13 protein-coding genes and 1 riboswitch are annotated in these 12,969 nt (G+C 39.2%); of the genes, 5 read left to right on the top strand and 8 right to left on the bottom strand.

Annotation, left to right across the window (positions count from 1 at the left end; all coding sequences use genetic code 11):
- The first annotated feature begins 445 nt into the window (after positions 1 to 445).
- Positions 446 to 682, top strand: a complete 237-nt coding sequence (locus tag J2Z23_RS00320) for a NifU family protein (protein WP_057984227.1) — start codon at positions 446 to 448, stop codon at positions 680 to 682.
- A gap of 345 nt (positions 683 to 1,027) precedes the next feature.
- On the opposite strand, the gene yutH is transcribed toward J2Z23_RS00320, so the two are convergent.
- Positions 1,028 to 2,032: a spore coat putative kinase YutH gene (gene yutH / locus J2Z23_RS00325; protein ID WP_209972901.1), complete on the bottom strand. Its 1,005-nt coding sequence runs from the start codon at positions 2,030 to 2,032 to the stop codon at positions 1,028 to 1,030.
- 177 nt (positions 2,033 to 2,209) lie between these two features.
- Here yutH and J2Z23_RS00330 point away from each other — a divergent pair, with 177 nt between their 5' ends.
- On the top strand, positions 2,210 to 2,710 hold the full coding sequence (locus J2Z23_RS00330) for a phosphatidylglycerophosphatase A family protein (RefSeq protein WP_057984223.1): 501 nt from the start codon (positions 2,210 to 2,212) through the stop codon (positions 2,708 to 2,710).
- Between the two features lie 516 nt (positions 2,711 to 3,226).
- Here J2Z23_RS00330 and J2Z23_RS00335 read toward each other — a convergent pair.
- Together J2Z23_RS00335 and J2Z23_RS00340 are read right to left on the bottom strand one after the other, a co-directional pair.
- Entirely contained in the window at positions 3,227 to 3,997 is a 771-nt protein-coding gene (locus J2Z23_RS00335; protein ID WP_057984221.1) for a TIGR01457 family HAD-type hydrolase, read from the bottom strand.
- Positions 3,998 to 4,027: 30 nt separating this feature from the next.
- Complete coding sequence (locus J2Z23_RS00340) at positions 4,028 to 4,465, bottom strand: DUF86 domain-containing protein (protein WP_057984219.1); 438 nt, start codon at positions 4,463 to 4,465, stop codon at positions 4,028 to 4,030.
- A 304-nt stretch (positions 4,466 to 4,769) separates the two neighbouring features.
- Between J2Z23_RS00340 and J2Z23_RS00345 the strand changes: the two genes are divergently transcribed.
- On the top strand, positions 4,770 to 5,099 hold the full coding sequence (locus J2Z23_RS00345; RefSeq protein WP_238482559.1) for a cytosolic protein: 330 nt from the start codon (positions 4,770 to 4,772) through the stop codon (positions 5,097 to 5,099).
- A 266-nt stretch (positions 5,100 to 5,365) separates the two neighbouring features.
- Here the strand turns inward: J2Z23_RS00345 and J2Z23_RS00350 are convergent, their stop codons facing one another.
- On the bottom strand, positions 5,366 to 5,641 hold the full coding sequence (locus tag J2Z23_RS00350; protein WP_057984217.1) for a YutD family protein: 276 nt from the start codon (positions 5,639 to 5,641) through the stop codon (positions 5,366 to 5,368).
- Between the two features lie 444 nt (positions 5,642 to 6,085).
- Between J2Z23_RS00350 and J2Z23_RS00355 the strand changes: the two genes are divergently transcribed.
- Both J2Z23_RS00355 and J2Z23_RS00360 read left to right on the top strand, forming a co-directional pair.
- A complete protein-coding gene (locus J2Z23_RS00355; protein WP_057984215.1) occupies positions 6,086 to 6,745 on the top strand; it encodes a YhcN/YlaJ family sporulation lipoprotein in 660 nt (219 codons plus the stop codon).
- A gap of 66 nt (positions 6,746 to 6,811) precedes the next feature.
- Positions 6,812 to 7,780 (top strand): M23 family metallopeptidase, encoded by a 969-nt coding sequence (locus J2Z23_RS00360; RefSeq protein WP_057984213.1) that lies wholly within the window; start codon positions 6,812 to 6,814, stop codon positions 7,778 to 7,780.
- Positions 7,781 to 8,162: 382 nt separating this feature from the next.
- Here the strand turns inward: J2Z23_RS00360 and J2Z23_RS00365 are convergent, their stop codons facing one another.
- From J2Z23_RS00365 to J2Z23_RS00380, 4 genes are all read right to left on the bottom strand, one after another.
- Positions 8,163 to 9,728, bottom strand: coding sequence for a Na+/H+ antiporter NhaC family protein (locus tag J2Z23_RS00365; RefSeq protein WP_057984211.1), 1,566 nt, complete (start codon positions 9,726 to 9,728; stop codon positions 8,163 to 8,165).
- Between the two features lie 253 nt (positions 9,729 to 9,981).
- Positions 9,982 to 10,210, bottom strand: a riboswitch (Lysine riboswitch).
- Between the two features lie 107 nt (positions 10,211 to 10,317).
- On the bottom strand, positions 10,318 to 11,085 hold the full coding sequence (gene yunB / locus J2Z23_RS00370; protein ID WP_057984209.1) for a sporulation protein YunB: 768 nt from the start codon (positions 11,083 to 11,085) through the stop codon (positions 10,318 to 10,320).
- A gap of 84 nt (positions 11,086 to 11,169) precedes the next feature.
- Complete coding sequence (locus J2Z23_RS00375) at positions 11,170 to 11,472, bottom strand: YunC family protein (protein ID WP_057984207.1); 303 nt, start codon at positions 11,470 to 11,472, stop codon at positions 11,170 to 11,172.
- 106 nt (positions 11,473 to 11,578) lie between these two features.
- Positions 11,579 to 12,949 carry a bifunctional metallophosphatase/5'-nucleotidase gene (locus tag J2Z23_RS00380; protein WP_057984205.1) on the bottom strand — a complete coding sequence of 457 codons (1,371 nt, stop codon included), beginning with the start codon at positions 12,947 to 12,949 and terminating at the stop codon, positions 11,579 to 11,581.
- Positions 12,950 to 12,969 lie beyond the last annotated feature (20 nt).

Here is a 12,969-nt window from a genome sequence, read left to right on the forward strand (position 1 = left end):
TTCGCTTCCGAAGGCCTACAGGATGTGGGTCATGCAGGCGTTTAGTGGAGGTGAAGCAACAGGAAGTTGCGCTTTGAGCCTGCCGCCAGGACGGCGCGAACTTAGCCTGCTTTCCCTGTGTCAAGCCTCCTTAGGCTTCCTTCCGGGGGCTTGTCGAACTCTTACTTCCCGCAGGAGTCTACGTATATTTCCTCCGCTAAGGTAATGCAATATTCGCTTTTGAGGCTTAGCATTTTAGTTATGTCCTAGCCTCTTCCCTTTCTTTCCTTATATGGCGAAATAAGGTGGCATATTTTTTGCTGCTTCGATAACCTAATTCCTGATTTGAAACTTTATTATCCTTAATCCCTATCCCTCTCATCATCATTCACTTCTCTTAGTTCCATTCCCTAGATTTTTTCTCTAAATCTGATTATAATGATAGATAGGAAAGGAGTCGATCACAATGAACGAAGATACAATGTTAGATCAAGTTCAAGTAGTCTTAGATAAATTACGCCCTTTTCTCCTTCGAGATGGTGGCGATTGTGAACTCGTTGATGTAGATGAAGGGATTGTAAAACTCCGTTTGCTAGGTGCATGTGGAACATGTCCAAGTTCGACAATCACTCTAAAAGCTGGTATTGAGCGTGCTTTAATTGAAGAAGTACCTGGTGTATTAGAAGTGGAGCAAGTATTTTAACAAAAAGCCCTAAAAATATCTGCTTAGTATGGATAAACGGCTTACTACAGATTGTCTAGTTGTAACGCCGTCCTGATCTACGGCCGTTTTAGGCATATTAGCGTTTTTCCACAAGCGAACATTTATAAAGCTAGCAATAGTAAAAAAGCTTTTCGCGCTGACGTATACTTTTGCTTGTCAGCGCCAAGCTTATTCAACGATCATTCTTTTATAAACCGGCCATAATGGTCCGGTTTTTTTAATTTTTCCTAACTTGCCTCTTAAGTGAAATAACTTAAGACAAAAAAATTAGATCTAGGATTTTTGGCTTAGATTATTTTCAAAGCGCTCGTTACTTATAATCTATTATATATTCAGCCATTCAATCGGAGGCATTTCACCAGTTTGTTGATTGGCTAGATGAAAAAACTCTCTTAAAAAAACTTCATATTCTTGGGCATTGCGAATATAGCGATCAAGCTTTTCTTCTAACTGCTTTTTTGAGGCTTCTGAAGGACTTAAAAAGTAATTCTCTACACTTAGAAAATAAGGTAGTGGAAATAACAAACGCCCATAGATCATCCTCCATGAGAACTTAGATAAAGGAGCGATTGATTGATATCCTTGCAAAAACTTTGTTATCAATGGCTTATAAGAGCGTTGATGCAGAAAATAACATTCACGAATCCATTCTGCAATATCCCTTGCCCTGTGGTCGACTACCCAATCAAAAGGATTCCGTATCGCTATTTGGCTAGAATCCCAAGTACTTTCCCCAAAGCTTTGGTGGCAAATTGTTCGTTGATCTGATTGCCCAAATGATTCATCAAGCTCCGTATCTTTTACATATTGAATGGCATTTTCACAAATTCCTAAGTAATAAGGAAATGATTCAACAAATAGTTGATTAAATCGTTCCTCACTTGGTTCTCGAACAAGTCCTGACCACACTTTTTCCATTTGTTCTAAACGCTGGATCCAAAACTCTTTCCATTGTCCCTCACGGTTTAATTGGGTAATCGGGCTTTGCAAATATCTCCCACGTTCATGAAATCTTGCCAATTGCCTTCCCCGATTTTTTCGATTGGAACTATTGACATAATGGTTATGCAACACGACATAATCCTGTTCATTAAGTGTAATCAAAAATTTTTGATCATTTGCCGGTACGAATGTTGAAACTTTTTTATCCCCAATCTTTGCCATATGCTCTGACATCTCATATAATTCTAATAACGCTTCTTCTTGCCACTGGGTAACTTGAACCGTGCTATATACAGAACCTTCAACAAGGTAATACATTTGATCGCCTATTCGTCTGGAGGTTTCGGGGTGAATATCGAAATAATTTCGCAAAATGTCTTCTGACATGCTACATCCCTCTTTTTACCTGATCTAACTTATTTATATGTGCGATAACCTCATTTTATGGGTGTAAGAATAAAGTGATATTAAACTTAATCGCAAATCAACATTCCGATCTTTTGGGGTAAAAATGTGTGAACTCTTTTTTAATCATCTTATTCAGAATAGAAAGGATGCTAAATCATGGACCAAACTAGAAAAGTTGGAAAAACCGAAGAGACTGCACGTCGTTTATTAGCAGAAAGAGGAGTAAAGATTAAGGATATTGCCGAATTAGTGATGTATCTTCAAAAAAAATATCATCCCGATCTTCAATTAGAGGATTGTATTGAAAATATTGAACGTGTTCTTCAAAAACGGGAAGTACAAAATGCGGTATTAACAGGAATACAATTGGATAAATTGGCAGAAAAGGGACTATTAGATGAACCCTTACAACAAATTATCGCTGATGATGAAAGTTTATATGGGGTGGATGAAATCTTAGCCTTCTCGATTGTCAATGTCTATGGTTCAATTGGTTTTACAAATTACGGCTATATTGACAAGCAAAAACCAGGCATTTTAGAAAGATTAAATGATCATTCTACTGGTGAATGTCATACTTTCCTTGATGATATTGTCGGAGCTATCGCTGCAGCTGCTTCTAGTCGCTTAGCTCATAGTAGTAAAGGTGAACAATAGGAAAAAATGCAAGGTAAGTAAAAAAATAAAGGATAAACGGCTAAGGCTACCACATTCTACGGTAATGCCGTATTATTCCTCAGCTAATACTATAGTTATCTTATATAGGCTCTATAATAAATAACGTTGGTGAAAGAAAATCACCTTCTCAGAAATTCTGGGAAGGTGATGGAAATTCACGAAGACACCTGTGGGAAGTAGAGTGAAGGTGAATTCCCGCAGTGGCGTAGTCAAAAGATGAGGATCAAAGGCTAAAGAGCTCGCCGTCCTGGCGAAACGCCTTTGTGACTCACATCCTGTGAGCCTCACCCACTCCCCACGGTAAGCGAAGTGAATTTCTGTAGCGATATATAGGAATGGCCCTTCCATTAAAAAGAAAAAAAGACTGTTTAGAGAGAATGATGTTCTTCTCTAACCAGTCAGATCGCCTTCATTCAATTCGGCTAAAATTCTTCACCAACGTTATTTGACAAATAAAGGTCGAAAACAGGTTGTTTTCTGTTTTCGACTTTTTTTCTATTTATTCAATTTCCAATCTGCTAATGAATCGAGCACATATGTAGGCTGTACCATTTTTTCAATCAACATATCTCTTGTCGTTACACCTGTGTGAACGAGAAGCGTATCCAAGCCTGCTTGGATACCTGCCAAAATATCTGTATCATAATTGTCCCCCACCATTAAAGTGCCTTCCTTGCTTGTCCCAAGTTCCGTGAGCGCCTGCTCGACGATAATGGAATGTGGCTTACCAATAAAAATCGGCTCTGTTTGCGTTGACACTGAAATAACAGAAGTTAAGGCACCATTTCCAGGAAGCAAGCCTCTTTCTGATGGCAATGCGATGTCACCGTTAGTAGAGATGAACATTGCACCATTTCGTACAGCTAAACATGCTTTCGCTAATTTCTCATAGGTAATCTCGCGATCAAGGCCAATTACAACCGCATCTGCCTTTTCCTCAACTAATTGGAAGCCTTTTTCTGTTAGTGCTGAATGTAGTCCTTCTCCGCCAATTGCGTATACAGAAGCTCCTGGCTTTTTTTCATGTAGAAAATTAGCTGTTGCCATCGAGGTGGTAAATACTTGCTCAGCACTCGTAGCCAATCCAAAGTCTTCTAGCACTTGAGCGAATTGTTCAGGACGCTTCGAAGAATTATTTGTTACAAACAAATAAGGGATCCCATGCTCCTTTAATTTTTCAACAAACTGTAAAGCTTCTTCAATTTTCTCTAAACCACGATACATCGTACCGTCAAGATCAATCAAATATCCTTCATAATGTTTCAAATTGAAAACTCCTTTTCTCCCTGTCCCTAATCATTTTTTAAAAGCAGAAATTGGCCCTAATTCATGAACTAAATAATTTCTTATTGCATGAGGAAAAGTCGCTAATTGCTCCCCTTGCCTAACAATATTTTCAATGAGCGTAGTATGATCAACAGCTTCATATTGTTGAACAAGTATTTTGCGGCAAGCAATCACTTGTTTAAGAATATCAGAGAAGTTGGCAGTAATTACCTGCTCATCCGTTAAAATATCAACGATATCTTCATAACTACCTGGATCCCTCATAATAAAGCCATCAATCATGGCATTCCCTGTATCTAATATGGCTTCAATGATTGTATGAGCAATTCGCTCTAATGCCGCTTTTTCAAGATCTGTTTCCCAATGTTGTTGAGTTTTCAACAATTCCAATTGCTTTTCCATAAATAGCAAACGTTCCTCTATTTTTTCACGATCAACAAAATACATCCCTTTTTCCCTCCTGATTGTACTCCTCTTACATTTAGCTAGTATTACCCAAGAATCGGTGTTATGACTGGTATGTACTTTTAGCCGGTCTCTTTTAAAAATATAAAGGCTGGTTCTTACTCCAGCATCTTCAGCCTGAGGTGCCACCACACCAATGCTATTGGCCAACATATTGATAAGAACAGCGTTGCTGCAACTAGCCCAGGCGGACGCTTTGCGTACTTCTTAATTTTAGCAGATGAAAGATGGAATGGTCCAATCGATGCATGCTCCCAAAACATCAGGGAAACCTATTTTAAAATACATGGAAAGGCGGTTGGAAAATTTGGCATCGAAGGATCGGGAAAAAGATGAACTCACAGGTATCCCTTATAAGGATGTCTCGAATGTCGAGACACAGCAAAATTTCCTTACAGCGGAAGAATTCCCTGAAGGGGGATACGGAGCAGCAGAAGGTAAAAATACACCTGTCGAAAACAAATCAACCCCTTGGAAAAAAGGGCAACGTAAATATAGTGCTTTTAACTATGAATTTAAATCAATGCACCAAAATCTCCCACGGCAATTCCCGGGCGCCCATCCAACTCATGATGATCCTGATACAGACACACAAACACCATATGAAGATAGTTAATTTAAAATAGTGAGGACTGTATGTTGGAATTAGCTTTAGGAATATCAACTCAAGGTAAATAACCTGAACCAATGAAAGGAAAATACACCTTTCTTTGGTTCGGAATATTTGCTTGTCGCAGTCCAACAGGATGGTGGTCAGAACGGCGTCACGAGTACATGGATCTATTAATTAGTGCAGACAAAGCGACTGGACGTCGCGCTTTGAGTCTGCCGCCAAGGACGCGTAGCTTTAACCGGTTATCATACAAGACGCTGGCACTTTTCTTATTTATCAACTTTTTTCAAGACAAAATAAGCACAACCAAAATTACAATACTCATAAAGATATTCGTCCAAGGAACCAATTTTACTTTCATGCGCTGCCTTTTGGTTGCGGTCAGAGAAGAAGCCTTTTAATCGCAACTGGCCATATCCCCAGTCTCCAACAATAAAATCATATTTCGCTAATATATCACTAAACCGCTCTTTAAAGGCCTCTTCTTGAAACCCGTCACGGAATTCACTAATCAACTCATATTTCCGATTATTAATTATTAACACACTATGTCCCTCCACAATTTAGAACTGTCTATCTTGATTATAGCTTAATCCCCAACAATTACTAAGAAAAAAATATATTTTCTGAGCACGCTAATAGAAGAGGTTCAAAAAGTGGATCAAATTGATGAACAGTTGGTTAAGTTCGTGCTCTTCTAACCAAGCCTTTATAACCTAGATTTACAAGCACCATAAAAGTGTATTTCTAAGATGGAACCGCTGCTGATTACCAAAATGGCCGATGTAAAAGTCACTACGATGCAAAACCGTTCATGGAAAAAAAGCGACTTTCCAGTGTGCGAAACGAATTTAAAGAAACTACGCTGTCTCGAATTTTCGTCATACAAGGATCTATTGCATTGCTAACAGGGCATCGCGTTTTTAGCTCAACTGGTCCTTTTCATCCCCCTTTTTGAACATACAACTAATAAATGAGGAGGTGTTGAAATGAAAGCAAAATGGCCGCTTCTCCTTTTAACTGCTACTCTTGCTGCATGTGGCAATAATATTGCAGAAAAAGATGATTTTTATCCAAAAAGTGGCAATAACATTAATGCAGAGGAACAAACAGATATTTATAATGAGGAGGCCTCTGATGAACAATTTGGCTTTGTCCGTCAAGTGAAAAGCCCAACCCCTGCTAATCCAAACGATGCGAAAACAATTCAATGGATGGACCGAGAGAAGGCAGCACTCCATATTAGCGAGTTACTTGTTGTCTTACCTCATGTATCAGATGCAAGTGTCGTTGTGACAGATCAAGAAGTCTTGGTTGCTTATACAACAGACACTGAAGATGAAAAGGGGCGCTTTGAAACAGCTGATCAGGTGAAAAAATCCGTTTTAAATTATGTCCCAAGATGGTATCACGTTTATGTAACGGATGATCCAGCTTTACGGCAGGATGTAGAAAATATTGGTTCTATGACAACACAATCACCTACTAAAGATCGCTCAGTTAAATTGGTGGTCGAAAGCATGCTTGAACGTTCTCCTCAAGGTCGAGCTATGGGTGAAGGTGAAAATGCCAATGGTGAAAAAAGTGGCGAAACAAATAATCATTTAGAGAAAACAAAATACAATCAACAATCCAATGATCATAAATAAGTATCATGGATTTTAATCTAGGGGGGCTTTTCCCCCCTAGTAATAAAGTTGAAAGGAGGGGATCATGTGAAAAAGATATTTCCCTGGATCATCATCTTCTTTTGTTTTTTGGGCATCGAAGAAGTTAAGGCAAAGGAACTGAATCAGGAAGAAATCTATCAACAAAGAATGAACTTATACAAAAAGACCGAAGCCCTTACCTCTATACCATGGTATTATCTAGCTGCCGTTGACCAATTTGAAAGAAGTATTCGGGATGTACGGGACGATTTACCTGACCCTCCAGCAATCATTGGTTACTATCTACCGCCTGAACAGTGGGCTGGCCCTCTTAATCCTAATCCACAAGATACCAATCCAATTACAATCGAACTTTTCAGTGGCGTAGGAAAAGACGGGAATGGAGATGGTAAAATTGAGCAAACCAATGAAGAAGATTTGCTCTATACATTAGCCCATTTTTTACGTTCTTATGGAGTGGATGATCAATCTTTTCGATTGGCACTTTGGGATTACTACAAAAGAGATCAAACTGTTCGGTCCATTATGACGAACGCAAAAATTTACCGAACCTTCGGCAAAGTAGATTTGCGTGAAAAAGCTTTTCCTCTGCCCAAAGGCTATAACTACACATATAAAAACACATGGGGTGACCGCCGCGGTTGGGGCGGACGAAGAATCCATGAGGGCACAGATATTTTTGCTGGATATGGCACACCAGTGCGGGCCATTGCTTATGGAGTAGTAGAATTAAAAGGCTGGAATAAATATGGAGGCTGGCGTGTAGGAATCCGTGATGTAAATAATACGTATCATTACTACGCTCATTTAAATGGCTTTTCCAAAGATTTAAAAATTGGTGATGTTGTCAAACCAGGTGATGTGATTGGAAGTGTTGGTAGCTCAGGTTATGGACCACCGGGAACTTCCGGAAAATTCCCTCCTCATCTTCATTTCGGAATGTATAAAGATAATGGCATTCGGGAATGGTCCTTTGACCCTTTCCCCCATTTAAAAATATGGGAACGTTACTAAAAAATGCAAGGCACCTGTCTATCGGCGACATGCAAATGTTCTGAACCAAGGAAAGGTGTTTTTCCTTTCAGGGGTTCAGGTTATGAAGCAGAACATCGGCTAAGTTTGCGCCCTCGTGGCGCAACGCCGATGGACTCGCTCCTACGAGCCTCAAGCCGATGGCACCTAGAGCTAGACATTAGAAAAGCGAAAGGCGCCTGTTTAAATGACGAACGGCTAATGGCGTTCCTTCCTGGTGGCAGTCTCAAATCGCGCTGTCCTGTTGCACCGTCTGCACTAGTACATCCTGCGTCACAACGTCGTTTTGGCCCATATCCTTTTGAGACAAATGAAAAGAGGAGTTTGGACATTCCTATCCAACTCCCCTATTTGTAAAAACCCCTTATATTTGTGCCCTTTTTTTTCGCCGATCGAGCATAAAAAAGAAAAGAAAAACACAGATGCCAACAGTGAGCAATCCAAATATTGTTTTTTCTGTCCATCCAATGACGATATATCCCAAACAAGAAATGATTGCTGCAGATATTGCATAAGGTAACTGAGTTAATACATGATCCATTAAGTTACATCCTGCGCCTGTAGCCGATAAAATCGTTGTATCGGAAATCGGTGAACAATGATCACCCATTACAGCCCCAGCTAAGACGGCAGCCAATCCTGGTAAGAAGAGAGCCATATCTGTGACCGCAATAATTTGTCCAGCTATTGGCAGCAAAATCCCAAATGCTCCCCATGATGTGCCTGTTGCAAACGCCATAACAGCTGCACCTAAAAATAAGATTACCGGTAGGAAAATAGGATTTAAATTCGATCTTTCAACCAAACCACCCAAATATAAGCCTGTTCCTAATTGTTCAATTAAATCAATAATCACCCATGCAAATAATAAAATCATCACCGCCGATAACATTGACTGTACACCTGATTTAAAGGCTTTAACCATCCAATTAGCCTGAAGAGCATTATGTTTAAACACTTGCCGGTAAAAGGAAAGCATTCCAACAACTAATCCCAATAGACCGCCAACAACTAACGCAAGGGCTACATCCGCATTACCGAAAATATCCATCAAGCTTGCTTTTCCGGTAGTTTCATGTAAGCCACTAATAATAATCGCAGAAAGGGTTCCAACAAAAAGAGCAATAATCGGCCAGATCAAGTCACGCACTTTTCCTTTATCACTTACTGGTAAATTTTCTTTCACTTCACCGGAAATGACTTTGTCTGGATCATATAAAACTCCCGTCGCAATCGCTCGTTCCTCATGCTTTTTCATACTTCCATAATCCAAGCCGCGAATGGCAATAATAAACACAAAAAGCAGGCTTGTCCACACATATAAATTCATAGGGATCATCTCGATAAAAGCAGTAAAAGCAGATATATCATCCAGCCCATGTGAAGCTAATACAGTAGCAATGATTCCAATAATAAAGGCGCCCCAACTCGAAATTGGTGAGATGACACAAATTGGAGCAGATGTTGAGTCAATAATATAGGCAAGCTTAGTTCTTGATATTTGATGTCGATCTGTAATTGGACGAGCAACTTGTCCAACGGCCAATGCATTGAAATAGTCATCAATGAAAATAATAACACCTAGAAAAGCTGCTAATAATTGCGCCCCTGCTCGTGATTTCACTTTCGTTGTTGCCCATTCTCCAAAAGCTCGGCTCCCCCCTGTCATATTAATCAAGGAGGTAATTACTCCTAGTAACAATAAGAATAAAATTAGGTTAATATTCCATGAGTTTAAGCCCTCTGCCTCAAGAAAAACTCCTTTTACAGCGGACCAAAAAATCAAGAAGGTTTCACTGATACTTCCTTTCCCTAATAATAAAGCTGATGCTATAATTCCTGTACCTAAGGAAAGCAATACCCTTTTCGTTAAAATCACCATTACAATCGCAAGGATTGGTGGGATAATTGATAAAATAGAATGTTCCATTTATGTTCTCCTCTTCTTCAAATCTTTATGGGAAACCCAATTACAGTTTCTACCACTATAATAAACAACCACACACCTTTATAAAGGTAATGTCAATGAAGCAAGAGCTAGGATCATATTTAATTGAATTGTTGAATGGAGTATCATTTATTCAAACAATCCCTGGCGTTGGAGCTTCTTCCCATTTCTGAAAACAAAATAAAAAGAGCAATGATAGAGGACTACCATTACTCTTGTATTGGGTAACTCCATCGTGATCTGTAGCTCCCCATATTCAGCGAAATAGGATGTTCAAAAAGGCTAATAAAAAGTGAACACACACTAAAAAACGCTAAAATATGAGAGTGTTACTTTTTTTCAAAGCAACACCAATCAAAACTTGGTTGACACAAGTTCGACTTCGGCAAAAGACCCTTTCACATATGTTCATCGTTGTCATCCTCAAATATGTTACTGATGCCTTTTGCGCCTCTACCTCATCCGACTTGATAAGGTTCTATTTAATTATCTTTTTAATAGTATATCACTATAGCATTGTCCTTGGCAAACGTAATCCCAATTACAGAACAAACTAATATTTACCATTATTCTACTCCGTTGGTTGTGATTTTGGTAACTCAATCGAAGGATTTAACCCTTGCCCCTCATTATAAAACTGTGGGACATCACCTGGATAGTATCCCATCGCAATTGGTACATCTTGTTTTACAACAGCCGTTTCCGTTCCAAAGGGGATAATGATTTGCACATTTACCTCTACAGCCACTATGACTGTAATAAAAATATTATTAATAGGATAATGCTCAACCTTATGTTCAGCATTTGTCTGCACATTCCCTACAGAGGAGAAACGAATAGGAATTTTCGGACCCAAATTACCTAATAAAGCATTATTAGTTGCTTGCCCAAGTGGGAAAGAATAGGAAATCCCTTCTTCCTCATTTAATTTATCATAATCAATTTCAATTCCCGTTTCCATTTCCAGTGGCTCCAAATTGCCCCTTTCCGCTTCATTCAAATTTAATTGAATCTCTTTTGACAATTCTGCTTGAATCTCGTTAATCACATCTGTCCGATATTGTACGGTTGTCCGACCATTTCCATCTGGAACCATTTCCGTCACTTCTGAAAGATCCTTTACCTCAGGAAGAACATCTTTCACCGCTTTGGTAACTACCATCGGCGCAATTTTCCCTGTTTGTGACTCCGCATAACTGATTAAAGTTGGTTTAATTCCCTTATTCACAATCCATAATCCCAATACTGTTGAAAAAACAAAAAAAACAAAAGATAGCAATAGTACATATCGAAAGGGTAATGGACCCCGTTGCCTATGTTTTGCACGAAATCGAGCCAAAAGAATCCCTCCTCTCGTCAATATATGCACAAGAGAAAGGATTTAGCGCAAATCCATCTAATTTTCCAATCTATTTTTTGCCATTTAACTCATTTTTAATAAGGCATCCTTTCCAATCATTCCCACTGTAATCCCTAATGTTTCCGCTTCCACTGTCACTGATTCTAATGGGGCATGCAGTAATTGATCAATCGTTTTGACTCCGACTGCACGCCCAGCAATTATTTTTCGATCCACTAACTTATTATTTAACAAACCAACATCAAGTGCCCCACACATGATATAGCCCTTATCATTAGAAATCGTCAGCAATGTTGTTTTGGGCAGCGAGACAGATGTAGCTATAAAAGTCTTGCCAGCAATTATTAAAGGCTCAATCGACACCATCTTTATCACCCCTTCTCATAGTTATATGTATGAGAAATGCGTGAATTAGTTGAACCCAAAATACCTGCTCAACCTATAGGCGATAACTCTCCATAGCTAAATCCAATCACCGAGAAATCTTCTTTAATTTCCAAGCCATAATATCACGCAAAAATTCTGGCATAAAATATGTTTTATCAGGTGAACGTTTAATACCAGGGAAGTATTTTCCAAATGTAAATAAGTCCACAGTGCCTAGCTTATACAACCGCTCGGGATTAATCGGTGCCCCATTAATGAGTACTTGTAATTCTTCCTTATCCACTTCAATTCCTCGGTAGACAAATTTTCCCATAACCTTGCCGCGAAATCCTAGTCCAATCACTTCAACCTCTGGCCAATCTTCTCTTTCTGCTTCGAGAATGATCTCCTTTAACTCAGCTCCAGAAATTTCAACTGTACAAGGATTAATCGGATGGGGGAGCATCTGATGCAAATGGAATTTTGTCACTCTTCCCTTTTGTAAATCTGTTAAAACCAAACCAGAATTAATGATTGTGCATTCTGCATCACACCACTCATGAACAGCATCACAAAGTAATGACGCAAGCTCTGATGGTTCGGTCCATGAATATACAAGTGGTTTATTGATTATTGTCACAGTCTCATCTAACTGTGTTTTGCCAATATCCATATAATGCTGGATGATTTTTTCTTCGTTTTGCACAGCTGACAAAAACCGGGATTCAAATAGCTGCGCTTTTATCAATGGGCGAGTTTGTTGTAGGAGATCTACTTGTAGTTGCGCGTAGCCAACAAATCGGCCGTGTTTCCCAGCTGCCGCCATCATCGTCTGATTTACCTTTTCCCCTTCCATAAAATAATGATGGGTATGTGAGCCTAAAATTAAATCAATTTGTGGAAATAATTCCGACAGTTTATTATCATCATGAATACCTAAATGTGATAAAACGATCAAAACGTCTGTTTCTTCCTTCATCCGATTTAATTGGATTTCAAGTTCTGTGAAGGGCTCAGTCAACTCCCAACCAAGTAAGTTGTATAACTGTTGATAATAAGTTGTCACAGCCGTTACACCCATTTTTGTTCCTTTTCTTGTTTCATAAATTTTATAGGGCAGACACCATTCAGGACGAACTTGCTCAGCTTCGTACAAATTAGCGACCAGCACGTCAAATTCAGCTTCTTTATATAATTCTGCTAGATCTTCATGCCCGAACGTAATCCCTTCGTTATTGCCAATTGTCACGGCATGATATCCAGTCTCATTTAACAACTCTGTATTTCCTTTTCCCTTTGTTCCTTCTGTGAAGGGATGCCAGCGATCAGAGAAATCGCCAATATCAAATAGGAAAACTTCCTCTCCAGCCGCCTTATGTAATTGTTGCTTCTCTAGCAAAAACGATTGGATTCTTGGCCAATATTCAAAATGGCTATGTACATCATTCGTATGGTAAATATGAATCCTTTCAATCATTCGTCCACTTCCTAGCTAGC

It is taken from the genome of Lederbergia galactosidilytica (assembly GCF_017873565.1).
Classification (GTDB): Bacteria; Bacillota; Bacilli; order Bacillales; family Bacillaceae_C; genus Lederbergia; species Lederbergia galactosidilytica.